Genomic DNA, 25,679 nt, shown 5'->3' with positions numbered 1-25,679 from the left:
GTGTGACATCTACTACTGTGCTTCCAGATGCATAACTCTAAACATCAAGTCTATGTGGCGAGACATATTTGCCACCGAAGCCGCCGCCATAACTGCGATTTCTTCAGCCAGCAACAAATTGAGATTTTCACTCCCCACCACAATCGCCACGCTGTCCGCCGGCAACGGCGAAACATCCAGCGTGAACTTTTGCAGCACCCGAGCCGCTGCCGCTTTATACGTCAGCAACTTCCCTGCCACGGAGTACACCGCCAGCAAAGTCCCGCTGGCGAGATAAAACCCGAACTCGCCAATTTCATACTCACCCTCGCCATCAAACAGCGCGGCCATCCTGAGTTGTCGGTCGCCCAGGTCCTCGTAATCCACGATGGCGACCCGTTGGCGCTCATCACGCAGCGCCACTTCCGTGCCGTCCGGGTTGTAGCGACCGGTGCCGGCGCCGATGTGGGTGATTTCGCCTTTCAGGCCCTGGTTCTTCGCCTGCAGCACTTCATCCAAACCTTTGGAGGTGAAGCGCACCAGGCGCGTAATGTCATCTGTCATGGCTGCGCCCTGAGGTCGTAGTCGTTAATGGTGTAGTGCTGGGCAGCCCCAGCACTGTTAAGTCGGGCAACCAACGCCAACTCCGGCAACGCGCCGTGCAGGCACAACTCGCCATCGCTCAAAAGGGCGTGGAGGACCTGAGTGAGCGCAATTCGACCTTCGGTTTCATGCACGATGGTGATCGTCGCCTGGTCCCGCTCGCTCTTGGCTGCGTTGATACGACGGATCAGTCGATTGTGATCGCCACGGGACCAACTGCGCCCGATGATGGCCTGCACGTCGAAGGTGTAAGGCTTCTCCATCGGACGCTGCTGATACCACGCGCTGATGTTGGGCGTGAACCCCAGCGATTCCACCGCATAACTCAACGCTTTCGGCGTGCCGGCTTGGCGCTGGATCTGCCAGGACAAGGCCACAGTGATGCGCTTTTCGGTGGCGCTGGCATCCGCATCCCACTCACTCACCCCTCGATCGGCGGCAAGGTAAGGAAGAAACTCGGCAGGCGTTTGCAGTGGATCCATCAACGCCGGAAACGGCGGCATTACGCGGTCGAGCAGCTTGCCAAACCCCAGGTCCAACGCCTTTTCCAACGGAGAGCTATTGGCCGGCAACAAGCTCGCTTTAGGCTCACTCATAGCGTACGCACCTCCACTTCGACACCCGTGCAATACGGCGCCTGGAACGCGCTGCCAATAACCGGCACCAGAGGCTCAAGAATCTGCAGCTGCGCAGCCCCTGCACTGTGAATCGCATAGTCAATCCAACTCGGATCCACCCGCCCTTCCAGCCGATGACAAGACTCTGCGTAGTCCTGCAGCAGTTTCTGCGCAGCGACTTGAGTGAGTCCCGAATCCGGGCCGGCGTTGATCTTGGCGACCACACGGATTTTGTACGGCAGGATTTGCGCACTTTGCACGCTGACCAAGTCAGTCTCCGGTCGCACATCCGGCCGTGCGAAATGGCGACGAACGCCGTCAAGCAAATCGGCAGATGGCGTACCGTCGCCCTCACGAGAAAGCACGGTGACCATGACTTCGCCGGGCGCTGTTCGACACCCATTGCCATCTTTGACCTGGGCCGCATAACCGTCCGGATCAAAGGTGTAGCTGACCGTCACCACGCCCGGCGTTGCGCTTTGCACTTTTACCGACGGCCGCTCGCCGAGGGTGAACACCTCGCGCCGATACTGCATCCGCGAGCCCGCCGCCGGAGCATGGGGCGCCAGGTAGTAACGCAGGCGAGCGTCGTCATCGCTTTCCAACGTCGGCGGCACAGGCGGGAAAGCGGCCGGGTCGCCGGGGTCGAGCACTTGGCGTTCCAGGCCCATGTCGGCCAGTCGAGCATCCAGGTTACTGCCAGTGGCCCACCACGCCAGCATCTGCTTGATGCGGGCGTTGTACTTGCGTTCGTGGGTTTGCAGGCGCACGCAAAACGCTTCCAGGGCCAGGGTCAGCAGTTCGCTTTCATTGTCGAGGCTGACCTTGAGTTTGGCCGCGCTTTGCGGCGCACGGGTGGCGACGTAGTCGACGACGAAGGCCTTGAACTCGGCCAACAACGGTTCGAACTCATCCACGGCGATGATGGCCGGTTCCGCCAGTTGGTTCTGGCCAGGGATCAACATGCTCATGTCGCGACCTCGAAGGTTTGTTGGCGGTTTTTCCAGGTACCGGCAAAACGCAGCAACAACCCGGCGCCCTGACGGGTGGCGACGATGATCTGGGGTTGAAAGTCGGCGATGCCGTTCTGGGTGTTGTAGAACGCCTGCGCGGCGTGGCTTTGGGCGAGGATCAGCAGGTCATCCCCCAGGTTCTGGCCAAGCAGTTGCGGGATCAGCGAGCCGTACAGCGGGCGTTTCTGGCGAGTGCCCACGGGGGTGGTCAGCGCTCGGGTGGCGCGCTGTACGAATTGCAGCCAGTCGTCGACGACTGCCCCGGTGTTCCTATCGATTCCGATCATGGCAACTCCTTATGCGCGACTGATCACGCGGCCCTGGTGATCCACCACCGGGCCGCTCAAATGCACACCGGCGGCATCCAGCAACACGCCGGTGACGCCGAGTTGCAGGGTGATGCTCTGGGCATTCAGGGTCAGGCTGGCGGCGCCAACCTTGACGTCGACCTGCTCGCGAGAGCCACTGAACGTAGTCGGGCCGTTGACCCAGTTGAAAATGTGACTGGCGTCGTCGTAGTCACTTTGGGTGCCGTCCTGATGGCGACGCCGCGTCAGCGAGGCAACGTCGGACACGGGTGGAAAGAGACTACTGTTGAGGCCGAACAAGGCGACGGACTGCGCGCCTCCTTCCCCGCCGCCGTAATTGAGCAGCAGGCATTGTTCGCCCACAGAGGGGATGCGGGTTTCGGTTTGCGCCCCCGCACTCGGGTTGAAAAACTGGATCGCTGGGCTGAGCAAATCACCGTGGCTGACCTTGCAGGTATTAGTCGCGGCGTCGACCTCCTGGCACACGCCAATCCGGCAGAAGCTATCTGCACGTCGATACAGGTCTTCCAACTGGGCTTCCATTTCTGCCAGGCGCTCGACAATCGGCCCGAGTTGCATGCGTAGCAATGCATCAAACATGGATTACTCCTGCAGTGGGCGATATTGATCCGGATCGTTGATGTCAGAGACTTCCCAGGTGCGGGCAAATAACGGCTTGCCTGTAGGATCCTCGAGCAGCAACGGACCGAGATAGAGGTTTTGGGTAAAGGAAACCGTCCAGGTGTCATAGTCCGTTTCCGCACCGGAGCGCGCGGAAGGGGCAGCGACAATTGCGGTAGGCAGGTCGCACTGATCAGGCGGCAGGCCCCAGCGGTTATCCAGGGCCAGGTCCATCAGTTGGCTGGCCAGATCGCAAGCATCAAAAGGTGCCGACCCACCGGCAACCATGACCCTGAGTGAAACCGACAAGGCGTGCGCCTTGCGCCCTGCAAGCGAGCGAATGCCAGGGCCGTTGCGCTCCACGCTGATCAAAATGCCAGTTTTATCGCCCGTTCCAGGAAAGTCATGGTGATTGCCTACGCGCAGTTGTGGGAAAGCGCTCTTCAGCGCCTCCCCAATCGCCACGGGCAGTTGGGAAGGTTTTTCGAGAAGTGTCATCTGCTTACATCCTTGCAGCGGTTACTGCTGATCCGGGCGAGAAGTTGGGGTCTCGTCGACCCCGATGCGCTTGGCGGCCCAGCGTTCATAAAGGCCGATGGCCACGTCGGCGCCGGCCATAGCGGTCAGGCAGCCAATGGCGCCGGCGGTCCAGATCGACATGCCGGCGGCGTAGCACAGCATCAACGCTGAAACGCCGCAGACCATGCATGCTCCGGACCGCAAGGCCAGGCGCCGTACCAGCGACCAACCGCGGGCTCCCTCCTTGTCGGCGCGCCACATTTCGCCGGATACACCACCGATCAGGGCCAGTACGATCACCAGCCAGATAGGCATTTCCGCTAACGCTTGCTGCTCGTTTGTCATGTCACGCCTCCTGGCTGAGCACTCCCGGCACAGGGCCGGCTCTTGGGTAAATCCATTTATAGGTAGGCATTCCAAAAAGCCCGGTCGCCCGGGCTTTTCAGTAATGCGGTCCATATTCGAACGTTCGGCGCTACTGGCGCGGTACGGTTCTTTCCTGAGATGTTTTTCCGACCACGATCCTTGTCTGCCGGATAACTGCTTCTGGTGCTTTACGCTGCACACCCGGGTCAGTTGCCAACCCTCTGAACCGTTAAGGCCGGTTCATCGCTGCCTGTTCTTGTAAAGCGGTGAAACTAAAGAGCGTCGGCATCCTTGCCGGTGTTGCTGGCTTCCTTGCCATCGCTCGGATGGCGTCCTTGCCGGTGTTGCGTGCCTTCCTTGTCTTCCTTGGCAGCATCCTTGCCGCCTCCACCACCTTGTTGGCTGGCTTGAGACGAAGAATATGCATTTATGCATATACAGTCAATGCACAAATGCATTTATTTTTACCGCACAAATGCACGAATGCATTTTCGACCTTATGGGCAGCGGGTTTGGTGGTTTTTCACAGACGAAAAAAAGCCCGCTCGTTGGCGGGCTTCGTCTTACAGAAGAAGGTTAACGCGCGTACATGCCCCACCAAAACACATGGCCGAGGATGCTGATCTGCTCATCCTGGATATCCTGGAAGCTATAGTCCTCATCCGGGTGCTCATCGCGATTGAAACTGCGCAGGCGAATCCCGGAAGGCAGGCGATAGAGCTGTTTCACCCGTAACTGGCCGTTGTGGTTGATGGCATACAAGTCGCCATCAACGATATCGCCAATGCCACTCTTGCCCGCATTCACCCCGACCGTCGCGCCATCACGCAGCACCGGCAACATGCTGTTGCCACGCACCGTCACACACTTGGCCTGGTCGAACTGCACGCCGTTATGACGCAGGCTGCGCTTGCCGAACCGCAAGCTGGCCTTCTCGCTTTCCTCGATGACGAATCTTCCTGATCCAGCAGCCAATTCAACCTCGCGCAGAAAGGGGATCGACACCTCGTCGTCATTAACGGGCGTGTCGTCATCCCACAGGCTTATGTCCTTGAGTTCCGAATGCATCGGGTCGCGACCGTCCTCCCGCGAAACGCCAACTGCCGCGCGCCCGCGCAGCTGGTCAGTGCTGACGCGGAAGTACTCTGCGATGCGGGAAATATGCTTGTCCGACGGATCAACGATCTTGCCGCTGAGGATCCGGGACAGCGTGGATTGAGGCACGCCGGTACGCCGGTGAAGCTCCGTGGGGGAGATCCGGTCGCGGTCCAGCAGTTCGCGTAAGACGATAGAAACGTTGCGTTTTTGCATAACGTGGATAGTGCCGGGGGTTTTTAGCATTAGCAAATGCTAATTTGCATAATTTATGCATTCATCCCTATTGCGCTGGAATTTGACACAAAATACTGGCTATGCAAACAGTGGTCTACTCACTACTATCCACCACACTGGATACAGCTTTTCAAACCAGGCCGGGAAACAACACGACATCAGTCAGCCGACGTCATTGCATGTCGACAAGCCCGAGCCTATATATGAAACTCTGTAACAACGTAGCCAGCCATTCCGGAGGTGCTCATGGCCTATTCAGCTCTAGCTGTTGCTAACGCCTTCATTGAACGCGCCAAGGAAGGCAAGCTTGCAGGCTTGACTCCAATGAAGCTTCAAAAGCTGCTGTTTTACACCCAGTCCTGGCATCTGCGTGAAAGGGAGCTCCCCCTTATGGATGACCACTTTGCCCGCTGGCAATACGGCCCGGTCATTCCATCGCTCTATCATGAGCTGAAATCCTACGGCAGCCGCCCGGTGACGTCGCTGCTCAGCAACCTTAAGCCCGACGTCGAAGACATCGTCTTCGTAACCCCGAGAATTCCTGAAAGCGACACCTACGCCCATCGTTTGATTGACCGCATTATCAATAAATACGGCAAGTGGTCGGGCACCCAACTGTCCAACCTCTCCCACGAGGAAGGTACCGCCTGGGCACTCAGGGGCGCGGATGGTTCCGCCATTGACTGGAAGGAAATGGCGCAGCTCATTCACCCAAAGAGCCGCAACCGTGAATGAGGAACTCGACACCCTGGAACTGACCCTGCCCCCCGCATCAGGGCCCGACCAGGACTCCCAACCCGGAGGCGAGCAGGCAGTAGGCGCTGACGACGAAAGAAACCAAAACCTGAAAGATCAGAAGGCTGAACGGCTGCTGCGCAAGAAATATGCGGGGCGTGCTTTCTGGTTTGCTGCGTGCGGCGTGATCTTTTGGGCGGTGTTACTTGTGTGGAACGGTTGGTCAACGTACTACTCCGGCAAAGCCCCCTTTTCCGATAACGTGTTGATTGCTATCACTACCGCAACCTCAATCAATTTGTTTGCCGCTTTTCTCGGCGTTATCCGAGGCTTGTTCCCCGCCAGTGGCCGCAGGGCAAAATAACGGCTCTTACAGCCTGCTCTCCGCCCCTGACTTTCGTCCTGCACTTTACTAACCGTACGCGACCTGCGAAGCCCCGACCTTGCGTGTTAACCTTGCGCCCATCGCAAAATCGCAGGGCGGAATGCCCCACATTTGCCCCACTCCTTTCAACGAATTTGCCTACGACCCAATGAGTAAAACCACTTCAGACCTGTCCTCCCACACCCCAATGATGCAGCAGTACTGGCGCCTCAAGAACCAGCACCCTGATCAGCTGATGTTCTACCGCATGGGCGACTTCTACGAGATCTTCTACGAAGACGCGAAGAAGGCCGCCAAGTTGCTGGATATCACCCTGACAGCGCGCGGGCAGTCGGCAGGGCAGTCGATTCCGATGTGTGGGATTCCCTACCATTCGTTGGAAGGCTATCTGGTCAAACTGGTGAAATTGGGCGAGTCCGTGGTGATCTGTGAGCAGATCGGCGATCCGGCCACCAGCAAGGGGCCGGTGGAACGTCAGGTGGTGCGCATTATTACGCCGGGGACGGTGAGTGATGAGGCGCTGCTGGATGAGCGCCGCGACAACCTGATTGCAGCGGTGTTGGGCGACGAGCGCCTGTTCGGCCTGTCGGTGCTGGACATCACCAGTGGCAACTTCAGCGTGCTGGAGATCAAAGGCTGGGAGAACCTGCTGGCGGAGCTGGAGCGTATCAACCCCGTGGAGTTGTTGATCCCGGATGATTGGCCGAAGGATCTGCCGGCTGAAAAACGCCGTGGGGCCAAGCGCCGTGCGCCGTGGGACTTCGAACGCGATTCGGCGCTGAAAAGCCTGTGCCAGCAGTTCTCGGTGCAGGACCTTAAAGGCTTCGGTTGTGAAACCTTGACCCTGGCCATCGGTGCAGCAGGTTGCTTGCTGGGCTATGCCAAGGAAACCCAGCGCACGGCCCTGCCGCATTTGCGCAGCCTGCGTCATGAGCGTCTGGACGATACCGTGGTGCTCGATGGCGCAAGCCGTCGCAATCTGGAGCTGGACACCAACCTGGCCGGCGGGCGTGACAACACCCTGCAATCGGTGGTCGACCGTTGCCAGACGGCCATGGGTAGCCGCTTGCTGACCCGCTGGCTGAACCGTCCGCTGCGCGACTTGAGCGTGCTGCAGGCGCGTCAGACGTCTATTACTTGCCTGCTGGACGGCTATCGCTTTGAAAAGCTGCAGCCACAGCTGAAGGAAATCGGCGATATCGAGCGCATCCTGGCGCGTATCGGTCTGCGTAATGCGCGCCCGCGCGACTTGGCGCGCCTGCGTGATGCCCTCGCAGCCTTGCCACAGTTGCAAGCGGCGATGACCGAACTGGATACGCCGCACCTGCAACAGCTCGCAGTCACGGCCGGTACTTACCCGGAACTGGCGGCGTTGCTGGGAAAAGCCATCATCGACAACCCGCCGGCAATCATCCGCGACGGCGGCGTATTGAAGACCGGTTACGACAGCGAGCTGGACGAGCTCCAAGCCCTGAGCGAGAACGCCGGGCAATTCCTGATTGACCTGGAAGCCCGCGAGAAAGCCCGTACCGGCCTGGCCAACCTGAAAGTCGGCTACAACCGCGTGCACGGTTATTTCATCGAATTACCGAGCAAGCAGGCCGAGTCGGCGCCGATCGACTATCAACGTCGCCAGACACTGAAAGGTGCCGAACGGTTTATCACTCCCGAACTGAAAGAATTCGAAGACAAGGCGCTGTCGGCGAAGAGCCGCGCCCTGGCTCGGGAGAAGATGCTCTATGAAAACCTGCTTGAAGACCTGATCAGCCAGTTGGCGCCGCTGCAGGACACCGCCAGCGCCCTGGCCGAACTGGATGTACTGAGCAACTTGGCCGAACGTGCATTGAACCTTGACCTGAACTGCCCGCGTTTTGTCAGCGAGCCGTGCATGCGCATCGTGCAAGGTCGCCACCCGGTTGTAGAGCAGGTGCTGACCACGCCGTTCGTCGCCAACGATCTGTCGCTGGACGACGATACCCGCATGCTGGTGATCACCGGTCCGAACATGGGCGGTAAATCCACCTACATGCGCCAGACCGCTTTGATCGTGCTCCTGGCGCATATCGGCAGCTTTGTGCCGGCGGCCAGTTGCGAGCTGTCCCTGGTGGATCGCATTTTCACCCGGATCGGTTCCAGCGACGACCTGGCCGGTGGCCGTTCGACGTTTATGGTGGAAATGAGCGAGACCGCCAACATCTTGCACAACGCCACCGAACGCAGCCTGGTGTTGATGGACGAAGTGGGCCGCGGCACCAGCACCTTCGACGGCCTGTCCCTGGCCTGGGCGGCGGCCGAGCGCCTGGCGCACTTGCGTGCCTACACCCTGTTTGCCACCCACTACTTCGAGCTGACTGTTTTGCCGGAGAGCGAACCGCTAGTGGCCAACGTGCATCTGAACGCCACCGAGCACAACGAGCGTATCGTGTTCCTGCATCACGTGCTGCCGGGGCCGGCCAGCCAGAGTTACGGCCTGGCCGTGGCCCAACTGGCGGGTGTGCCGAATGACGTGATCACCCGTGCCCGCGAACACCTCAGCCGCCTGGAAACCACGGCCCTGCCCCATGAAACGGCGGTAGCCAGCCCCGCCAAAGCCTCCAGCAAACCGGCCGCACCGCATCAAAGCGACATGTTCGCCAGCCTGCCCCATCCGGTGCTGGATGAGCTGGCAAAGCTTGACCTGGATGACTTGACGCCGCGAAAAGCGCTCGAAATGTTATATGCACTGAAGACTCGGATATAACGCTAAGGCTTGCAAGCTGGTAGACTCTCGCGCGGTTTGGGATGCTGCGGGCTTTTAGCCTGGCCTGCAGACTATCGCTCCCGAACCTCGCGAGCCCTGCCACAAAGAGTTTCGCTGCCGCCGCCTGAGGAGAAAATTAGAAATGACCTTCGTCGTTACCGACAACTGCATCAAGTGCAAGTACACCGACTGCGTCGAAGTGTGTCCGGTGGACTGCTTCTACGAAGGCCCGAATTTCCTGGTTATCCACCCGGATGAGTGCATCGACTGCGCCCTGTGTGAGCCTGAATGCCCGGCCGTCGCTATTTTCTCCGAGGATGAAGTCCCGGCAGAGATGCAGGAATTCATTCAGTTGAACGTCGAGCTGGCGGAAATCTGGCCGAATATCACTGAACGCAAAGACCCGATGCCGGATGCAGCGGAGTGGGATGGCAAAAAAGGCAAGATTGCAGACCTCGAACGCTGATAGCGTCGCCTCCCAAAAGGCCCCTTGCGGGCCTTTTTGCGTTTCTGGAAGGTGGGTTTCACTTTCCTGCAGGCAAAAAAAAGGGGCGGTATGACCCGCCCACATTTTTTCCCTAGTCCCTGTATTCCTTTTCATCATCCTGATGAATCGCATCCTGCGACGTTCCTTCAACCATCGGTCCTTGATGGCTGTGCCAATCCGTGGACACAGGACTGATGTTAGAGAGTTCCAAAGGAAGTTCAACGGGTTCCATTCCTATGGCAGGCAGACTTTCGCGCTCAACACCCGTTAATTAATTGTTATCTTTCAATAAGATAGAAAAATCTTTCGACTAAATAGGACGTACTTGGCGGGTAAAAAAACCAAACGCTTACGAAAAAGTAAGCAAATGCTTACACGACCAATTGCGTAAATGAGAAATCTCTCCCTTTGTCGCCGTCCAGACATGAAAAAGCCCCGACGCTGTCGAGGCTCTTTCCCTTCCAGATTCTCAGTCGTCGCTGACCGTGATCGTCGGCATCGCTGGCGCTGCGGCTTCCTGCAGCACAATACGTGCGCCCACATGACGGGCAAGCTCTTGATACACCATAGCGATCTGGCCATCAGGCTCCGCCGCAACAGTCGGCTTGCCGCCGTCAGCCTGCTCACGAATCCCCCTCGACAATGGCAGTGAAGCCAGCAACTCCACGCCGTACTGGGTGGCCAGCTTCTCGCCACCACCTTCGCCGAACAAGTGCTCGGCGTGGCCGCAGTTGGAGCAGATGTGCACCGCCATGTTCTCCACCACGCCCAGCACCGGGATATTGACCTTGCGGAACATCTCCACGCCTTTCCTTGCGTCGAGCAACGCCAGGTCCTGGGGCGTGGTGACGATCACCGAACCGGCGACCGGGACTTTCTGTGCCAGGGTCAGCTGGATATCACCCGTGCCTGGCGGCATGTCGATCACCAGGTAATCAAGGTCGCCCCAGGCGGTCTGGGTGACCAATTGCAGCAAGGCGCCGGAGACCATCGGTCCGCGCCAGACCATCGGCGTGTTGTCATCGGTGAGGAAGGCCATGGACATCACTTCCACGCCCAGGGACTCGATCGGCACGAACCACTTCTGGTCCTTGACCTTCGGTCGGGTGCCCTCGGCGATGCCGAACATCACGCCTTGGCTCGGGCCGTAGATATCCGCGTCGAGAATGCCCACGCGTGCGCCTTCGCGGGCCAGGGCCAGGGCCAGGTTGGCGGCCGTGGTGGATTTACCCACGCCGCCCTTGCCGGAGGCCACAGCCACCACGTTCTTGACGTTGGCCAGGCCCGGGATCTGCGCCTGGGCCTTGTGCGCGGCGATTACGCATTGGATATCGACCTTGGCAGAACGCACGCCGTCCAAGCCTTCGATGGCCATCTGCAACATCTGCGCCCAGCCGCTCTTGAACAGGCCGGCGGCGTAGCCCAGTTCCAGCTGGACCGACACCTGGTCGCCCTGGACGTCGATGGAACGCACACAGCCGGCACTGACCGGGTCCTGGTTCAAATAGGGGTCGGTGTATTGGCGAAGCACGGCTTCCACCGCTGCGCGATTGACGGCGCTCATGGGCTACTCCCGAAAAAGACTGACTGAAACAGGCGGCTATCCTAACCGTTCCAGCGGCGTAACGGCATGCTTTCGCAGGTCAGGAAGATTCTGAAACAGCGTCACGGGGTGAAATATATTTCCCGGCGCTTTATAGTGGCCGACCTCCGTTTCATCAAGTAGCCGAGCCCCATGTCCGAGCCACGCAAGATCCTCGTCACCAGCGCCCTGCCCTATGCCAATGGTTCCATCCATCTTGGCCATATGCTTGAGTACATCCAGACCGATATGTGGGTGCGCTTCCAGAAGCATCGCGGCAATCAATGCATTTATGTCTGCGCGGACGACGCCCACGGTTCGGCCATCATGTTGCGCGCCGAAAAGGAAGGGATCACCCCGGAACAACTGATCGCCAACGTGCAGGCTGAACACAGCGCCGACTTTGCCGAGTTCCTGGTGGATTTCGACAACTTCCATTCGACCCACTCCGAAGAAAACCGCGAGCTGTCGAGCCAGATCTACCTGCGCTTGAAAGAAGCCGGGCATATCGACCAGCGTTCGGTGACCCAGTATTTCGACCCGGAAAAGAAAATGTTCCTGGCCGACCGCTTCATCAAGGGCACCTGCCCGAAATGCGGCACTGAAGACCAGTACGGCGACAACTGCGAGAAATGTGGTGCGACGTACGCGCCCACCGAACTGAAGAACCCCAAGTCGGCGATCTCTGGCGCCACCCCGGTGCTCAAGGACTCCCAGCACTTCTTCTTCAAGCTTCCGGATTTCCAGCAGATGCTGCAAACCTGGACCCGCAGCGGCACCTTGCAGGACGCCGTCGCCAACAAGATCGCCGAATGGCTGGACGCCGGGCTGCAGCAGTGGGACATCTCCCGCGATGCGCCGTACTTCGGCTTCGAGATCCCGGGCGAGCCGGGCAAGTACTTCTACGTGTGGCTGGACGCGCCGATCGGCTACATGGCCAGTTTCAAGAACCTCTGCGACCGCACGCCGGAGCTGGACTTCGACGCGTTCTGGAACAAGGACTCCACGGCCGAGCTGTACCACTTCATCGGCAAGGACATCGTCAACTTCCACGCACTGTTCTGGCCGGCGATGCTTGAAGGTTCGGGCTACCGCAAACCGACGGGCATTGCGGTGCACGGCTACCTGACGGTCAACGGACAGAAGATGTCCAAGTCTCGTGGCACCTTCATCAAGGCGCGCACCTACCTGGACCACTTGTCGCCGGAATACCTGCGCTATTACTACGCTTCCAAGCTGGGCCGTGGCGTCGACGACCTCGACCTGAACCTGGAAGACTTCGTGCAGAAGGTCAACTCGGACCTGGTCGGCAAGGTCGTCAACATTGCCAGCCGTTGTGCCGGATTTATCCACAAGGGCAACGCAGGCCTGCTGGTGGCCGAGAACGCTGCGCCGGAACTGACCGACGCTTTCCTGGCCGCCGCACCCAGCATTGCCGATGCTTATGAAGCCCGCGACTTTGCCCGCGCCATGCGCGAGATCATGGGCCTGGCCGACCGCGCCAACGCCTGGATCGCCGACAAGGCGCCGTGGTCGCTGAACAAGCAGGAAGGCAAGCAGGCGGAAGTCCAGGCGATCTGCGCCACGGGTGTCAACCTGTTCCGCCAACTGGTGATCTTCCTCAAGCCGGTGCTGCCGCTGCTGGCTGCCGACGCCGAGGCGTTCCTCAATGTGGCGCCACTGACCTGGAACGATCACGCCACCTTGCTCAGCAACCATCAGTTGAACGAGTTCAAGCCACTGATGACCCGCATCGACCCGGTCAAAGTCCAGGCCATGACCGACGCTTCGAAAGAAGACCTGGTCGCCAGCCAGACCGATACCGGTTCGGCTGCACCCGTTGGCAATGGCGAGTTGGCCAAAGACCCGATCTCTGCGGAAATCGACTTTGACGCTTTCGCCGCGGTGGACTTGCGTGTCGCGCTGATCGTGAAAGCTGAAGCCGTGGAAGGTGCCGACAAGCTGCTGCGCCTGACCCTGGACCTCGGTGGCGAGCAACGCAACGTGTTCTCCGGGATCAAGAGCGCTTATCCGGACCCGTCCAAGCTCGATGGTCGCCTGACCATGATGATCGCCAACCTCAAGCCTCGAAAAATGAAATTCGGCGTGTCCGAAGGCATGGTGATGGCGGCCGGCCCTGGTGGGGAAGAGATCTACCTGCTCAGCCCTGACAGCGGCGCCAAGCCGGGTCAGCGCATCAAGTAATCCTGCAAGGTCTGTAGGTGTGGTTGTGGTGAGCGGGCTTGCCCGCGCTGGGTCGCGAAGCGGCCCTACACCACGCACCCGGTTCTATCTGTAAAACCGCGCTGGCAATGATAGGCTGCTCTGCAGCCCATCGCGGGGCAAGCCCGCTCGCCACAAGAACGCTCAACCACGCACTAAGCCCAGTTTGCTTAACCGGCATGCCCATGATCACAGCATGAACCTCATTCAACGTATCGACGCGCTGCTGCCTCAGACCCAATGCGGCAAATGCGGGCACCCAGGCTGCAAGCCTTACGCCGAGGGTATTGCTCAAGGCGAAGCGATCAACAAGTGCCCGCCTGGCGGCCAGGAGACGCTTGCAGGTCTTGCGCAATTGCTGCGCGTGCCGGTGCTGGAACTCGATACCAGTCGAGGAGAAGCCCCGGCACAGATCGCCTATATCCGCGAAGCCGAGTGCATCGGCTGCACCAAGTGCATTCAGGCCTGCCCGGTGGACGCCATTGTCGGCGCCGCCAAGCTGATGCACACGGTCATCGTCGATGAGTGCACCGGTTGCGACCTGTGCGTCGCGCCCTGCCCCGTTGACTGCATTGAAATGCGCCCGACAACCACCGTACTGATCGTGGGAGACCTGACCATCACAGATCAGCAACGCCATGAGCGCAGCCTCAAACGCGACCGGGCAAGGCGGCGTTATGAGCAACGTAATGCGCGGCTGCAACGGGAAGAAGCGCAAAAGCTTGCTGAACGCGTGGCTCGGGCCAAACGCTCAGTGCCGGTTTTACCTGTGCAGGCGGCTACAGCACAGGATGCTGCGATCAAAAAAGCCAAAATTGCGGTCGCTATGAGTCGCGCCCAACTGCATAAATCCTTGAAGGCCTTCGGTCACCCTCCCACCTTTGAACAGCAGTCACAGTTGATCGTCTTGCAGCAACAGTTCGAAGCGGCAGAACACGCGCTGACGGCGCTGGAGCTGGGCACCACAACGAAGGCAGCGGGTACAGCGGTGAGTACTGGCGACCTGAAACGCGCCAAAATCCAACTGGCGATGCGCCGCGCGGAATTGAAGAAGGCCAAGGACTTGAATGCCAGCCCGCAGCAACTGGCCGAGGCGCAACACCACTTAGACGAGGCGCAGCGCCAAGTGGATGCCCACGGCAACACCTGACCTGCATAACCTGCTGTGTGTCTTGTTACAATCCCGCCGATAGACTGCCAGGAAAACCCCACCCCATGAACGCCGCAAAACGCCTGGAAATTTTCCGCAGGCTCCACGAAGACAATCCAGAACCCAAAACCGAACTGGCCTACACCACGCCGTTCGAGTTGCTGATTGCGGTGATACTGTCGGCTCAATCCACGGACGTCGGCGTGAACAAGGCCACGGCAAAGCTCTATCCCGTGGCGAATACCCCCGAAGCGATCTATGCCTTGGGGGTGGACGGGCTGTCGGAGTACATCAAGACCATCGGCCTGTACAACAGCAAAGCCAAGAACGTCATCGAAACCTGCCGCTTGTTGGTGGAGCTGCACGGCAGCGAAGTACCGCAAACCCGTGAAGCCTTGGAAGCCCTGCCTGGCGTCGGCCGCAAAACCGCCAATGTGGTACTCAACACCGCGTTCCGGCAACTGACCATGGCCGTGGACACCCATATTTTCCGGGTCAGCAACCGCACCGGCATCGCCCGTGGCAAGAACGTGGTGGAGGTGGAAAAGCAGCTGATGAAGTTCGTGCCCAAGCCGTATCTGCTGGACTCCCACCACTGGCTGATCCTTCACGGACGCTATGTTTGCCAGGCGCGCAAGCCACGCTGCGGCAGCTGTCGCATCGAAGACCTGTGCGAATACAAGGACAAGACGTCCGACGATTGACGGATCATTGGTTTTCCCAATCAGTCGATTGAAAAAATCTTTTTTACCGGATCATGGATTATCGTTATAAGGAGCGCCAACGGCAGTCTTAGCCCGGAGTGAACCTTATGAGCACTGGCAAAGAGCAACTGGAAGTGGAAGACGACCTCGTTGAGTCGGACGACGATGTAGCAGAGGCACCTGAGGCAGAGGTCGCCAAGACCAATTTGAGCAAACGCCGTACTATCGATAATCTGCTGGAAGAACGACGCTTGCAAAAACAGCTGGCCGATTACGACTTCGATTTCTGATCGAGCGATCGACAGCCGGAAGCCTCCTTCACGGAGGCTTTTTTCTGCCGGTTACCCGGGCAATGCGCTGTACGATGTCCTCCTCTATACCAAGCCGTTACGCTGGGCCAGTTCGATCAGGTCCACCAGCGAACGCGCATTGAGCTTGAGCAGCAAACGCGTCTTGTAGGTGCTCACGGTCTTATTGCTGAGGAACATGCCGTCGGCAATCTCCTTGTTGGTCCTGCCCCGCGCCAACTGCTGCAATACCATCATTTCCCGCCCGGAGAGGCGCTCGACCATATCGGCCTCGCTGGCATTGCCCATGGTGGAGCGTACCGAGTTGAGCGCCTGGTTCGGGAAGTAGCTGTAGCCCGACAAGACCGCCTTGATGGCACTCAGCAACTCGGTGAGGTCCTGTTGCTTGCACACGTAGCCCGCAGCCCCCGCCTGCATGCAGCGCATGGAAAAATGTCCAGGTGCCTGGGACGTCAACACCAGCACCTTGAACGGTGCAGGCTGCTTGGTAGAAGACAGTCGACAAATAACTTCCAGCCCATCAAGTTTTGGAATCCCGATATCCAGTATCACAATATCCGGCATATGCTCCCGTGCAAGTTGCAACGCATCGACACCGTTATCGGTCTCGGCAACGACCTCATAACCATGACGCTCCATTAGCATACGCACAGCAAGACGAATGACGGGATGATCATCCACGATCAGCACTTTATTCATGAGAAAGTCCAATTTCGCTGTTCGAATTATTTAGAGCAAGCACAATAGCCTAGTCGTTTCCTAGTTGGCATAGCGTTCCCCCCCAAGCAACAGCAAGCAGAGACCCACCCCACAGCGATAAAAGAATTGCCCTACAAAAAAACGCCATCTCGGAGGCATCCGGTTTTATGGAGCCTTTCAGACCTTTCCTGGGACTTACATACTTTGAGTGAAATATCCTTGGCTTATAGGGGGTTGGGTAAACGTGCCGCACATGACTCTCAGGAAATGCCCCTTGCCTCTCGCTTGCAGCGGGGAAAAACGGCCAGAACGATCCGTCTGCTTTAGTTCCATTCAACATATTTTCTTACATCCTTGATTCCTACAGACTATTCAGTGTTTTGCATCTTCGCCGCACTTGTATGAGTGAATTATCTGTAAGACCAGTTCCTACAAAGATGTAAAAAATTCATTCCCCCTACAAACTTTCAACAACAATTCATTCAAACCCACCGTTGATAAAGATTTCGAGAAAAAATATCCACACCTGTTTAAACGTCATAAACATCAAAAGACGATACAAAACCACAGGCAAAAAAAATGGCCCCTTGAACAAGGGGCCATTTTTCATAACACGCTGAGACTTAGAACAGCGAGCGACCTTTGTTGGCTGCAATGCGCATGCGCAATGCGTTCAACTTGATGAAGCCTGCTGCGTCTGCCTGGTTGTAAGCACCGCCGTCTTCTTCGAAGGTGGCGATGTTGGCGTCGAACAGCGACTCGTCAGACTTGCGACCGGTCACGATCACGTTGCCCTTGTACAGCTTCAGGCGCACGACGCCGTTCACGTGGACCTGGGAGGCGTCGATCATCTGCTGCAGCATCAGACGCTCAGGGCTCCACCAGTAGCCGGTGTAGATCAGGCTGGCGTACTTGGGCATCAGCTCATCTTTGAGGTGAGCCACTTCGCGGTCCAGGGTGATGGACTCGATGGCGCGGTGGGCGCGCAGCATGATGGTGCCGCCTGGGGTTTCGTAGCAGCCGCGGGACTTCATGCCCACGTAACGGTTCTCGACGATGTCGAGACGGCCGATACCGTGTTCACCACCAATACGGTTCAGGGTCGCCAGCACGGTGGCCGGGGTCATCTCGACGCCGTCCAGCGCGACGATGTCGCCGTTGCGGTAGGTCAGTTCCAGGTATTGCGGCTTGTCGGGCGCGTTCTCCGGGGAGACGGTCCACTTCCACATGTCTTCTTCGTGCTCGGTCCAGGTGTCTTCCAGCACGCCGCCTTCATAGGAGATGTGCAGCAGGTTGGCGTCCATCGAGTACGGGGACTTCTTCTTGCCGTGACGTTCGATCGGGATTGCATGCTTTTCAGCGTAATCCATCAGCTTTTCACGGGACAGCAGGTCCCATTCACGCCAAGGGGCAATCACTTTCACGCCTGGCTTGAGTGCATAGGCACCCAGTTCGAAACGTACCTGGTCGTTGCCCTTGCCGGTAGCGCCATGGGAAATGGCGTCGGCGCCGGTTTCGTTGGCGATTTCGATCAGGCGCTTGGCGATCAGCGGACGTGCGATGGAGGTACCCAGCAGGTACTCGCCTTCGTAGACGGTGTTGGCGCGAAACATCGGGAAAACGAAATCGCGGACGAACTCTTCGCGCAGGTCGTCAATGTAGATCTCTTTCACGCCCATGGCTTGCGCCTTGGCACGTGCAGGTTCGACCTCTTCACCCTGACCCAGGTCAGCGGTGAAGGTCACCACTTCACAGTTATAAGTATCCTGCAGCCACTTGAGGATCACCGAAGTGTCCAGGCCGCCGGAATACGCGAGAACGACCTTGTTTACGTCGGCCATGCCATCACTCCACGGGGTTGTACGGAAAGGCGTCGATTCTACCGACCAAAACCGTGGATTTACAGGGGCGCGACAGCAAATGAAGATAAAGCGACAGATTATGTCGAGCGGGCGACCGATGGTCGCACCTTATGACGTGTGCGCGGCGTTACTGGGACCGGTGGCCTGAGGCGCCGGTTTCTCGGGGGCTGCCACGCGTTCAAGCTGGATATTCACGCGCCGGTTGCGTGCCCGGTTGGCCGCATTGGTGTTGGGCGCCAGTGGGTAGCTTTCGCCGTGGAACCGCAGAGTGATCTGCGATTCCGGGATTCCATTGGCCTTGAAGTAGTCCATGACCGCCAGGCCGCGACGGCGCGAGACGTCGCGATTGGTGAGGCGGTTGCCACTGTTGTCCGAATGGCCGTTCAACTCGATATGGTTGACGGTCGGGTCGGCTTTCATGAACGCGAGGATCACGTCGAGTTTCTTCTTGGCGGCCGCGTCCAGCTCGATCCCGCCACCGGGGAAGCCGACTTCGGTCTGTTTCACCTGGTCATAATTCATCGGCAACAGCTTGGCGGTACACAGTTGGTAATCGTTGTAGGCCTTGTTGAACTTGACCGGCAGCAGGCGGATTTCCGAATAGCCACCTTCACGCCCATAGTGCCGCACGGTCGGGCTGCGCCCTTCCAGCAAGCCGTTGAAAAGACGCCCGGCCTGGGCCTGGGAACTGTTGAACAATACGTCGCCACTGCCGGCACGTACGGCGCCGAGGTTGATATCACCCCGCCCCGGCTGCCACGGCGCAGCGGCCGCCAGCAACGTGGCCGAACCGGCACCCAGTGAGCCGTTGTAGGCTTTCAGACGAAACGTCGCCTGCTCGCCAGCCCGGCGCACGAACTCACCCGAACCGAAATCGGTGATCGGCTGGGTCAGTCGGCACTCAAACTGGTCGCCTTCCACCTTCCACTCAATATTCTCCAGACGCGTCTGGAACGTGAGGGCCATTGCAGGGAGGCTGGCGAACACACTGAGCAGGGCTAGATATTGCTGGCGCACGGGAGGCTCCATTGGTTTCTACAACACTTCAAAGCGTCATACATCGATAAGGCATACCCCAGGCTATCGGTTGCATCCTGCAAAACTTGATAGCGAGTGCCTGATAGAGTCTTTTCCGGTAGCATTCCCACCAGATTGACCCGCCTGGAATCCCCAATGTCCGACCGCCTGACCCTGCTGCGTCCCGACGACTGGCATATTCATCTTCGCGATGGTGCTGCGTTACCCCACACCGTGGCCGATGTAGCGCGCACGTTTGGCCGCGCCATCATCATGCCTAACCTGGTACCTCCGGTGCGTAATGCCGAGCAAGCCGATGCCTATCGCCAGCGTATCCTCGCTGCACGACCGGCCGGCAGCCGCTTCGAACCGTTGATGGTGCTCTACCTCACCGACCGCACCCAGCCCGAAGAGATTCGTGAGGCCAAGGCCAGCGGTTTCGTGCACGCCGCCAAACTGTACCCGGCCGGCGCGACCACCAACTCCGACTCCGGCGTGACCAGTATCGACAAGATCCTGCCGGCGATCGAAGCCATGGCCGAAGTCGGCATGCCGCTGCTGATCCACGGTGAAGTCACCCGTGGCGACGTGGACGTGTTCGACCGCGAGAAAATCTTCATCGACGAGCATATGCGCCGCGTGGTCGAGTTGTTCCCGACCCTCAAGGTGGTGTTCGAGCACATCACCACTGCCGATGCCGTGCAGTTCGTCAGCGAGGCCTCGGCCAACGTCGGCGCGACCATCACCGCGCATCACCTGCTGTACAACCGCAACCACATGCTGGTGGGCGGGATTCGGCCGCACTTCTATTGCTTGCCGATCCTCAAGCGCAACACCCACCAGGTGGCCTTGCTGGATGCGGCGACGAGCGGCAATCCGAAGTTCTTCCTCGGCACCGACTCCGCCCCTCACGCCGTGCACGCCAAAGAAGCGGCGTGTGGTTGTGCCGGCTGCTACACCGCCTATGCAGCGATCGAGTTGTACGCCGAAGCGTTCGAACAACGTAACGCCCTGGACAAGCTTGAAGGCTTCGCCAGCCTCAACGGCCCGCGTTTCTACGGTCTGCCGGCGAACACCGACCGCATCACCCTGGTCCGTGAAGACTGGACCGCCCCTGCCAGCCTGCCGTTTGGCGAGCTGACTGTCATCCCGCTGCGCGCCGGTGAAACACTGCGCTGGCGCCTGCTGGAGGAAAGCAAGTGAGTGAAGACCATTACGACGACGAACACGAGCACAGCGGTGGCGGTTCCCGTCACCCGATGGCCGAGCGGTTTCGTGGCTATCTGCCGGTTGTCATCGACGTAGAAACCGGTGGTTTCAACTGCGCTACCGACGCGCTGCTGGAAATCGCCGCGACCACCATCGGCATGGATGAACAGGGTTTCGTGTTCCCGGAACACACCCACTTCTTCCGCGTCGAGCCGTTCGAAGGCGCGAATATCGAAGCCGCCGCTTTGGAATTTACGGGCATCAAGCTCGATCACCCACTGCGCATGGCAGTGAGTGAAGAAGCGGCACTGACCGACATCTTCCGTGGCGTGCGCAAGGCGTTGAAAGCCAATGGCTGCAAACGCGCGATCCTGGTCGGCCACAACAGCAGCTTCGATCTGGGCTTCCTGAACGCCGCCGTGGCGCGGCTGGACATGAAGCGCAACCCGTTCCACCCCTTCTCCAGCTTCGACACGGCCACCCTCGCCGGCCTGGCGTATGGCCAGACCGTGCTGGCGAAAGCCTGTCAGGCAGCCGGTATCGACTTTGACGGCCGTGAGGCCCACTCGGCTCGCTACGACACCGAGAAGACCGCCGAGCTGTTCTGCGGCATCGTCAACCGCTGGAAAGACATGGGCGGCTGGGAAGATTTCAACGACTGAGCAAAGCTCGTGTGGTGAGCGAGCTTGCCCCGCTCACCACGAGTCATACCCCGCACATAAAAAAACCGGCCTTCTCAGGCCGGTTTTTTTGTACCTCGAACCAGGCTTACAGCTTGCCCGCGTTCTCGGTCAGGTAAGCGGCAACGCCTTCTGGCGAAGCGTTCATGCCTTTGTCGCCTTTTTTCCAGTTGGCTGGGCAGACTTCGCCGTGCTCTTCGTGGAATTGCAGGGCGTCAACCAGGCGGATCAGCTCTTCCATGTTACGGCCCAGTGGCAGGTCGTTGATGATCTGGGAGCGGACAACGCCCTTGTCGTCGATCAGGAACGCGCCACGGAAAGCCACGCCGCCTTCGGACTCAACGTCGTAGGCCTTGGCGATGTCGTGCTTCATGTCGGCAGCCATGGTGTATTTGACTTTGCCGATGCCACCATCATTGATGGCGGTGTTGCGCCAGGCGTTGTGGGTGAAATGGGAGTCGATGGAAACCGCTACCACTTCAACGTTGCGCGCCTTGAAATCGTCCATGCGGTGGTCCAGAGCGATCAGCTCCGAAGGGCAGACGAAGGTGAAGTCCAGCGGGTAGAAGAACACCAGGCCGTATTTGCCTTTGATGGCTTCAGACAGTTTGAAGCTGTCTACGATTTCGCCATTGCCGAGGACGGCTGGGACGTCGAAATCCGGGGCTTGTTTGCCGACGAGTACGCTCATTGGATATCTCCTGATGTAGGGGTGACGATTGAAGTAAAAGGACCGGCCCCGAGTCTGCCGTGAATAAGCGACAGCCCTGTGACGCAGTCACGCTTCGTGAAGATCGACCATCATACACTGAAAAAACCGTTCGTCAGTGAGGGCGCGATGCCAGCAAATACCCTGCGAATCCACTTTGACAATCATTCTCGTTAACATTAAGATCCATCGCACTTAAGCCTTAAACCCGCGACGGTTCTCCCTTATGTATGTGTGCCTCTGTACTGGCGTCACCGACGGACAAATCCGCGAAGCAATCTATGAAGGTTGCTGCAGCTACAAGGAAGTGCGTGAAACCACCGGCGTTGCCAGCCAGTGCGGCAAATGTGCCTGCCTCGCCAAGCAAGTGGTACGGGAAACCCTGACGCAGCTGCAGACAGCCCAGGCCGCGATCCCCTATTCAGCAGAATTTACACACGCCTGATTTGGCGTGTTTTAAAGAGCCGGACTTAGTGTCCGGTTTTTTTATGCCCGCAATTCAATTAGTTAGCGTCAAGACGCGGAACACAAACATTCTTATTCCGATTAATTTTCATTTATTATTCAATAACTTAGGTTTGACACTAGGGGTTTCGCCGCTCAAACTCCGCCCTATACACAGCTATTACAGGGCAGGACCCCAGTCATGAAAGGCGACATCTCAGTCATCCAGCAACTCAACAAAATCCTTGCCAATGAACTGGTCGCGATCAATCAGTACTTTCTGCATGCGCGCATGTATGACGATTGGGGCCTGGAAAAGCTGGGCAAGCGTGAATACAAAGAATCCATCAAGGCCATGAAAGACGCGGACGCGCTGATCAAGCGCATCCTGTTTCTGGAAGGCCTGCCGAACGTGCAGGACCTGGGCAAGCTGAACATTGGCGAGCACACCCAGGAAATGCTCGGCAGTGACCTGGGTTTCGAGCGCAAGAGCCACAGCGACCTCAAGGCCGCCATCGCTCACTGCGAGACCAAGGGCGACTTCGGTAGCCGTGAGCTGCTGGAAGACATCCTGGAAGACCAGGAAGAACACATCGACTGGCTGGAAACCCAACTGGGCCTGATCGACAAAGTCAGCCTGGAAAACTACCTGCAATCGCAGATGGGTGAATAACCCCGTCGCTCACAGGTACAAAAAAGCCCCGCTCTCTCACGAGAAGCGGGGCTTTTTATTGCCGGCGAATCAAGCGTCGGTCTTGGCTGCCGCGTTTGCCGCTGCATCTTTGATCAACGCCTGCAACGAACCATCAGCGGCCATTTCAGTGATGATATCGCTACCGCCGACCAGCTCACCGGCTACCCACAGTTGTGGGAAAGTAGGCCAATTGGCGTACTTCGGCAGGTTGGCGCGGATTTCCGGGTTTTGCAGGATATCCACGTAAGCGAATTTTTCGCCACACGCCATGATGGCCTGGGACGCCTTCGCGGAGAAACCGCACTGAGGAGCGTTTGGTGCGCCCTTCATGTAAAGCAGAATGGTGTTGTTGGCAATCTGCTCTTTGATCGTTTCGATGATATCCATGGAACACCTCGGCTGGAACTTTGCGACTCACAGGTCGGCACGGTGGCGCATTGTAACGCAAAATTCCAGCGTGGTGCTCAGGCGGCTGCTACCTGCACGGGCACGCCATTCAAGGCGGCATTGCCCGACAGCTCGTCCAACTGCCGTTCGTCGGTCAAATCGTTGGCACTCGCCCCCGGCTGCCCGCTGGCGATCGTCATTTGCACGCCTGGGCGCCCATGACCCCAACCGTGGGGCAGGCTGACCACACCGGGCATCATGTCCAGGCTGGCCACCACTTCCACTTCGATCATGCCGATGCGCGAACTGACACGTACCCGCTGGCCATCGCTCAACTGCCGACTGGCCAGGTCATCCGGATGCATCAGCAATTGATGGCGCGGCTTGCCCTTCACCAGCCGGTGATAGTTATGCATCCAGGAATTATTACTGCGTACATGCCGGCGGCCGATCAGCAGCAGTTCGTCGACCACAGGCACCGGTTGCGCGGTAAAGCGCGCCAGGTCGGCGAGAATCACCGCGGGTGCCGCTTGCACCTTGCCGTCAGCGGTTTTCAAACGCGCGGAAAGGTTGGGTTGCAGCGGCCCAAGGTCCACGCCGTGCGGGTGATCCGCCAGCATGGCCACGGACAACTTGTGGCTGGATGCATCACCGTACACCCCGGTGCGCAGGCCGAAATCGATCATGTGCGAAGGCGGCATCGTTGGCTTGAGCGTCGCGCCAGTCTGCGCGGCAAACGCCTGGGCAAGGCCGACAAAGATCTCCCAGTCATGCAGCGCGCCCACCGGTTTAGGCAAAATCGCCCGGTTGAAACGGGTGACATTACGCACCGCAAACATATTGAAGGTGGTGTCGTAATGGTCGTTTTCCAGCGCCGACGTGGAGGGCAGGATCAGGTCGGCGTAGCGCGTGGTCTCGTTGATATAGAGGTCGATGCTGACCATGAACTCCAGACCATCAAGGGCTTGCTCCAATTGCCGGCCATTTGGCGTCGACACCACCGGATTACCCGCCACCGTCACCAATGCACGGATTTGTCCATCACCTTCGGTAAGCATTTCCTCAGCCAAAGCCGACACAGGCAACTCGCCACCGTACTCCGGACGCCCGGAAACCCGGCTTTGCCAGCGATTGAAATGACCGCCACCGGTCGATGCCACCAGGTCCACCGCCGGCGTGGTGCACAGTGCGCCGCCGACACGGTCAAGGTTACCCGTCACCAGATTGATCAATTGCACCAGCCAATGACACAGCGTGCCGAATACCTGGGTCGACACGCCCATGCGCCCGTAGCACACAGCCTTGTCCGCTGCAGCAAAGTCCCGTGCCAACTGGCGGATCTGTTCGGCAGGCACCGCACATTGGCGGCTCATGGCCTCGGCGGTAAACCCGGCGATGGCAAGACGCACCTCCTCAAGGCCTTCAATGGCTAGATGGCTGTCGCGGGTCAGGTGCTCGCTAAACAAGGTGTTAAGCACCCCAAACAACAAGGCCGCATCCCCCCCAGGACGCACGAACAGATGCTGGTCGGCCATCGCCGCCGTCTCACTGCGCCGTGGGTCGACCACCACCACTTTGCCGCCCCGTGCCTGGATCGCCTTCAAGCGTTTCTCCACATCGGGCACGGTCATAATGCTGCCGTTTGACGCGAGCGGATTGCCTCCCAAAATCAGCATGAAGTCGGTGTGATCGATGTCCGGGATCGGCAGCAACAGGCCGTGGCCGTACATGAGGTAGCTGGTGAGGTGATGGGGCAACTGATCCACCGACGTCGCAGAAAACCGATTGCGCGTCTTCAACTGGCCCAGGAAGTAGTTGCTGTGGGTCATCAGCCCATAGTTGTGCACGCTGGGGTTGCCCTGGTACACCGCCACCGCATTCTGTCCGTGCCGCGCCTGAATGCCTGACAGCCGCTCGGCTACAAGCACAAAGGCGTCTTCCCACGCAATCGGCTGCCATTCGCTGCCGACTCGCAACAGGGGTTGGTGCAGCCGATCGGGATCGTTCTGGATATCCTGCAACGCGACGGCCTTGGGGCAGATGTGCCCACGACTGAAGCTGTCCTGGGCGTCACCCTTGATCGAGGTAATCGCCAGGCTGCCATCATCCGCTTGGGTGGTTTCCAGGGTCAGGCCACAAATGGCTTCACACAGATGGCAGGCACGGTGGTGGAGAGTCTTGGTCATGGCCAGTCTCTTTATAGGGGCTTTGATCCCACTATGGGTCGAGACCGACGTGGGCGCCACCAACGTTCGTCCCGTGAATCGACCAGCATCAGGCCTGACCATGGCCAAGCGTGAGCAAAT

Annotated in this window: 27 protein-coding genes; 12 read left to right on the top strand and 15 right to left on the bottom strand. The window is 58.7% G+C overall.

The window, feature by feature from the left end; translation table 11 throughout:
* Positions 1 to 12: 12 nt before the first annotated feature.
* From AC4PS7_RS02470 to AC4PS7_RS02435, 8 genes are all read right to left on the bottom strand, one after another.
* On the bottom strand, positions 13 to 543 hold the full coding sequence (locus tag AC4PS7_RS02470; RefSeq protein WP_492179051.1) for a hypothetical protein: 531 nt from the start codon (positions 541 to 543) through the stop codon (positions 13 to 15).
* Positions 540 to 1,178 (bottom strand): phage tail protein I, encoded by a 639-nt coding sequence (locus tag AC4PS7_RS02465; protein WP_021492468.1) that lies wholly within the window; start codon positions 1,176 to 1,178, stop codon positions 540 to 542. The genes AC4PS7_RS02470 and AC4PS7_RS02465 overlap by 4 nt, the downstream gene beginning before the upstream one ends.
* Positions 1,175 to 2,170: a baseplate J/gp47 family protein gene (locus tag AC4PS7_RS02460; RefSeq protein WP_021492469.1), complete on the bottom strand. Its 996-nt coding sequence runs from the start codon at positions 2,168 to 2,170 to the stop codon at positions 1,175 to 1,177. Before AC4PS7_RS02460 ends, AC4PS7_RS02465 begins: the two co-directional genes overlap by 4 nt.
* Positions 2,167 to 2,499: a phage baseplate protein gene (locus tag AC4PS7_RS02455; RefSeq protein ID WP_154847036.1), complete on the bottom strand. Its 333-nt coding sequence runs from the start codon at positions 2,497 to 2,499 to the stop codon at positions 2,167 to 2,169. Before AC4PS7_RS02455 ends, AC4PS7_RS02460 begins: the two co-directional genes overlap by 4 nt.
* Positions 2,500 to 2,508: 9 nt before the next feature.
* Positions 2,509 to 3,120, bottom strand: a complete 612-nt coding sequence (locus AC4PS7_RS02450; protein ID WP_010212718.1) for a phage baseplate assembly protein V — start codon at positions 3,118 to 3,120, stop codon at positions 2,509 to 2,511.
* A 3-nt stretch (positions 3,121 to 3,123) separates the two neighbouring features.
* Complete coding sequence (locus tag AC4PS7_RS02445; protein WP_010212719.1) at positions 3,124 to 3,639, bottom strand: hypothetical protein; 516 nt, start codon at positions 3,637 to 3,639, stop codon at positions 3,124 to 3,126.
* A 21-nt stretch (positions 3,640 to 3,660) separates the two neighbouring features.
* Complete coding sequence (locus AC4PS7_RS02440) at positions 3,661 to 4,005, bottom strand: phage holin family protein (protein ID WP_021492472.1); 345 nt, start codon at positions 4,003 to 4,005, stop codon at positions 3,661 to 3,663.
* A 597-nt stretch (positions 4,006 to 4,602) separates the two neighbouring features.
* Positions 4,603 to 5,337: a LexA family transcriptional regulator gene (locus AC4PS7_RS02435; RefSeq protein ID WP_010212723.1), complete on the bottom strand. Its 735-nt coding sequence runs from the start codon at positions 5,335 to 5,337 to the stop codon at positions 4,603 to 4,605.
* Between the two features lie 267 nt (positions 5,338 to 5,604).
* On the opposite strand from AC4PS7_RS02435, the gene AC4PS7_RS02430 reads away from it, so the two are divergent.
* From AC4PS7_RS02430 to fdxA, 4 genes are all read left to right on the top strand, one after another.
* On the top strand, positions 5,605 to 6,093 hold the full coding sequence (locus AC4PS7_RS02430) for a Panacea domain-containing protein (RefSeq protein WP_010212724.1): 489 nt from the start codon (positions 5,605 to 5,607) through the stop codon (positions 6,091 to 6,093).
* On the top strand, positions 6,086 to 6,457 hold the full coding sequence (locus tag AC4PS7_RS02425) for a hypothetical protein (RefSeq protein ID WP_010212726.1): 372 nt from the start codon (positions 6,086 to 6,088) through the stop codon (positions 6,455 to 6,457). Before AC4PS7_RS02430 ends, AC4PS7_RS02425 begins: the two co-directional genes overlap by 8 nt.
* A 169-nt stretch (positions 6,458 to 6,626) precedes the next feature.
* Entirely contained in the window at positions 6,627 to 9,218 is a 2,592-nt protein-coding gene (mutS, locus tag AC4PS7_RS02420) for a DNA mismatch repair protein MutS (RefSeq protein ID WP_042571726.1), read from the top strand.
* Positions 9,219 to 9,360: 142 nt separating this feature from the next.
* Positions 9,361 to 9,684, top strand: coding sequence for a ferredoxin FdxA (gene fdxA, locus AC4PS7_RS02415; protein ID WP_003208688.1), 324 nt, complete (start codon positions 9,361 to 9,363; stop codon positions 9,682 to 9,684).
* A 490-nt stretch (positions 9,685 to 10,174) separates the two neighbouring features.
* On the opposite strand, the gene apbC is transcribed toward fdxA, so the two are convergent.
* On the bottom strand, positions 10,175 to 11,269 hold the full coding sequence (gene apbC / locus AC4PS7_RS02410) for an iron-sulfur cluster carrier protein ApbC (RefSeq protein ID WP_010212730.1): 1,095 nt from the start codon (positions 11,267 to 11,269) through the stop codon (positions 10,175 to 10,177).
* A gap of 171 nt (positions 11,270 to 11,440) precedes the next feature.
* On the opposite strand from apbC, the gene metG reads away from it, so the two are divergent.
* From metG to AC4PS7_RS02390, 4 genes are all read left to right on the top strand, one after another.
* The gene (gene metG, locus AC4PS7_RS02405; protein ID WP_021492527.1) at positions 11,441 to 13,492 is read left to right on the top strand and encodes a methionine--tRNA ligase; all 2,052 of its coding nucleotides are present in this window, start codon (positions 11,441 to 11,443) and stop codon (positions 13,490 to 13,492) included.
* 214 nt (positions 13,493 to 13,706) lie between these two features.
* Positions 13,707 to 14,660 (top strand): electron transport complex subunit RsxB, encoded by a 954-nt coding sequence (gene rsxB / locus AC4PS7_RS02400; protein ID WP_045791262.1) that lies wholly within the window; start codon positions 13,707 to 13,709, stop codon positions 14,658 to 14,660.
* 65 nt (positions 14,661 to 14,725) lie between these two features.
* Positions 14,726 to 15,364 carry an endonuclease III gene (gene nth / locus AC4PS7_RS02395; protein WP_010212734.1) on the top strand — a complete coding sequence of 213 codons (639 nt, stop codon included), beginning with the start codon at positions 14,726 to 14,728 and terminating at the stop codon, positions 15,362 to 15,364.
* Between the two features lie 107 nt (positions 15,365 to 15,471).
* A complete protein-coding gene (locus tag AC4PS7_RS02390) occupies positions 15,472 to 15,654 on the top strand; it encodes a PA3496 family putative envelope integrity protein (protein ID WP_010212735.1) in 183 nt (60 codons plus the stop codon).
* Positions 15,655 to 15,738: 84 nt separating this feature from the next.
* On the opposite strand, the gene AC4PS7_RS02385 is transcribed toward AC4PS7_RS02390, so the two are convergent.
* From AC4PS7_RS02385 to AC4PS7_RS02375, 3 genes are all read right to left on the bottom strand, one after another.
* Complete coding sequence (locus AC4PS7_RS02385; protein WP_010212736.1) at positions 15,739 to 16,371, bottom strand: response regulator transcription factor; 633 nt, start codon at positions 16,369 to 16,371, stop codon at positions 15,739 to 15,741.
* Between the two features lie 623 nt (positions 16,372 to 16,994).
* Entirely contained in the window at positions 16,995 to 18,212 is a 1,218-nt protein-coding gene (locus AC4PS7_RS02380) for an argininosuccinate synthase (protein ID WP_010212738.1), read from the bottom strand.
* A 129-nt stretch (positions 18,213 to 18,341) separates the two neighbouring features.
* Positions 18,342 to 19,250 carry a flagellar protein MotY gene (locus AC4PS7_RS02375; protein WP_010212739.1) on the bottom strand — a complete coding sequence of 303 codons (909 nt, stop codon included), beginning with the start codon at positions 19,248 to 19,250 and terminating at the stop codon, positions 18,342 to 18,344.
* A gap of 156 nt (positions 19,251 to 19,406) precedes the next feature.
* Here AC4PS7_RS02375 and pyrC point away from each other — a divergent pair, with 156 nt between their 5' ends.
* Positions 19,407 to 20,453: a dihydroorotase gene (gene pyrC, locus AC4PS7_RS02370; protein ID WP_010212741.1), complete on the top strand. Its 1,047-nt coding sequence runs from the start codon at positions 19,407 to 19,409 to the stop codon at positions 20,451 to 20,453.
* Positions 20,450 to 21,121, top strand: coding sequence for a ribonuclease T (gene rnt / locus AC4PS7_RS02365; protein ID WP_010212742.1), 672 nt, complete (start codon positions 20,450 to 20,452; stop codon positions 21,119 to 21,121). Before pyrC ends, rnt begins: the two co-directional genes overlap by 4 nt.
* Before the next feature lie 106 nt (positions 21,122 to 21,227).
* On the opposite strand, the gene AC4PS7_RS02360 is transcribed toward rnt, so the two are convergent.
* Positions 21,228 to 21,830 carry a peroxiredoxin gene (locus tag AC4PS7_RS02360; RefSeq protein ID WP_003172097.1) on the bottom strand — a complete coding sequence of 201 codons (603 nt, stop codon included), beginning with the start codon at positions 21,828 to 21,830 and terminating at the stop codon, positions 21,228 to 21,230.
* 244 nt (positions 21,831 to 22,074) lie between these two features.
* Here AC4PS7_RS02360 and AC4PS7_RS02355 point away from each other — a divergent pair, with 244 nt between their 5' ends.
* Complete coding sequence (locus tag AC4PS7_RS02355; RefSeq protein ID WP_003208706.1) at positions 22,075 to 22,293, top strand: bacterioferritin-associated ferredoxin; 219 nt, start codon at positions 22,075 to 22,077, stop codon at positions 22,291 to 22,293.
* A 201-nt stretch (positions 22,294 to 22,494) separates the two neighbouring features.
* Positions 22,495 to 22,965, top strand: a complete 471-nt coding sequence (gene bfr / locus AC4PS7_RS02350; RefSeq protein ID WP_010212744.1) for a bacterioferritin — start codon at positions 22,495 to 22,497, stop codon at positions 22,963 to 22,965.
* Between the two features lie 69 nt (positions 22,966 to 23,034).
* Here the strand turns inward: bfr and grxD are convergent, their stop codons facing one another.
* The gene (gene grxD / locus AC4PS7_RS02345) at positions 23,035 to 23,373 is read right to left on the bottom strand and encodes a Grx4 family monothiol glutaredoxin (RefSeq protein WP_010212745.1); all 339 of its coding nucleotides are present in this window, start codon (positions 23,371 to 23,373) and stop codon (positions 23,035 to 23,037) included.
* A 77-nt stretch (positions 23,374 to 23,450) separates the two neighbouring features.
* Complete coding sequence (locus AC4PS7_RS02340) at positions 23,451 to 25,559, bottom strand: molybdopterin oxidoreductase family protein (RefSeq protein WP_492179050.1); 2,109 nt, start codon at positions 25,557 to 25,559, stop codon at positions 23,451 to 23,453.
* Positions 25,560 to 25,679 lie beyond the last annotated feature (120 nt).

The organism is Pseudomonas sp. DW-iso3 (assembly GCF_058725305.1).
Note: the sequence above shows the minus strand (reverse complement) of the source record. Positions and strands in the feature narration are given on the sequence as shown.

Coding starts and splice junctions, on each gene's coding strand:
- AC4PS7_RS02470 (WP_492179051.1), bottom strand. CDS start 543: ATGACAGATGACATTACGCGCCTGGTGCGCTTCACCTCCAAAGGTTTG.
- AC4PS7_RS02465 (WP_021492468.1), bottom strand. CDS start 1,178: ATGAGTGAGCCTAAAGCGAGCTTGTTGCCGGCCAATAGCTCTCCGTTG.
- AC4PS7_RS02460 (WP_021492469.1), bottom strand. CDS start 2,170: ATGAGCATGTTGATCCCTGGCCAGAACCAACTGGCGGAACCGGCCATC.
- AC4PS7_RS02455 (WP_154847036.1), bottom strand. CDS start 2,499: ATGATCGGAATCGATAGGAACACCGGGGCAGTCGTCGACGACTGGCTG.
- AC4PS7_RS02450 (WP_010212718.1), bottom strand. CDS start 3,120: ATGTTTGATGCATTGCTACGCATGCAACTCGGGCCGATTGTCGAGCGC.
- AC4PS7_RS02445 (WP_010212719.1), bottom strand. CDS start 3,639: ATGACACTTCTCGAAAAACCTTCCCAACTGCCCGTGGCGATTGGGGAG.
- AC4PS7_RS02440 (WP_021492472.1), bottom strand. CDS start 4,005: ATGACAAACGAGCAGCAAGCGTTAGCGGAAATGCCTATCTGGCTGGTG.
- AC4PS7_RS02435 (WP_010212723.1), bottom strand. CDS start 5,337: ATGCAAAAACGCAACGTTTCTATCGTCTTACGCGAACTGCTGGACCGC.
- AC4PS7_RS02430 (WP_010212724.1), top strand. CDS start 5,605: ATGGCCTATTCAGCTCTAGCTGTTGCTAACGCCTTCATTGAACGCGCC.
- mutS (WP_042571726.1), top strand. CDS start 6,627: ATGAGTAAAACCACTTCAGACCTGTCCTCCCACACCCCAATGATGCAG.
- fdxA (WP_003208688.1), top strand. CDS start 9,361: ATGACCTTCGTCGTTACCGACAACTGCATCAAGTGCAAGTACACCGAC.
- apbC (WP_010212730.1), bottom strand. CDS start 11,269: ATGAGCGCCGTCAATCGCGCAGCGGTGGAAGCCGTGCTTCGCCAATAC.
- metG (WP_021492527.1), top strand. CDS start 11,441: ATGTCCGAGCCACGCAAGATCCTCGTCACCAGCGCCCTGCCCTATGCC.
- rsxB (WP_045791262.1), top strand. CDS start 13,707: ATGAACCTCATTCAACGTATCGACGCGCTGCTGCCTCAGACCCAATGC.
- nth (WP_010212734.1), top strand. CDS start 14,726: ATGAACGCCGCAAAACGCCTGGAAATTTTCCGCAGGCTCCACGAAGAC.
- AC4PS7_RS02390 (WP_010212735.1), top strand. CDS start 15,472: ATGAGCACTGGCAAAGAGCAACTGGAAGTGGAAGACGACCTCGTTGAG.
- AC4PS7_RS02385 (WP_010212736.1), bottom strand. CDS start 16,371: ATGAATAAAGTGCTGATCGTGGATGATCATCCCGTCATTCGTCTTGCT.
- AC4PS7_RS02380 (WP_010212738.1), bottom strand. CDS start 18,212: ATGGCCGACGTAAACAAGGTCGTTCTCGCGTATTCCGGCGGCCTGGAC.
- pyrC (WP_010212741.1), top strand. CDS start 19,407: ATGTCCGACCGCCTGACCCTGCTGCGTCCCGACGACTGGCATATTCAT.
- AC4PS7_RS02360 (WP_003172097.1), bottom strand. CDS start 21,830: ATGAGCGTACTCGTCGGCAAACAAGCCCCGGATTTCGACGTCCCAGCC.
- AC4PS7_RS02355 (WP_003208706.1), top strand. CDS start 22,075: ATGTATGTGTGCCTCTGTACTGGCGTCACCGACGGACAAATCCGCGAA.
- bfr (WP_010212744.1), top strand. CDS start 22,495: ATGAAAGGCGACATCTCAGTCATCCAGCAACTCAACAAAATCCTTGCC.
- grxD (WP_010212745.1), bottom strand. CDS start 23,373: ATGGATATCATCGAAACGATCAAAGAGCAGATTGCCAACAACACCATT.
- AC4PS7_RS02340 (WP_492179050.1), bottom strand. CDS start 25,559: ATGACCAAGACTCTCCACCACCGTGCCTGCCATCTGTGTGAAGCCATT.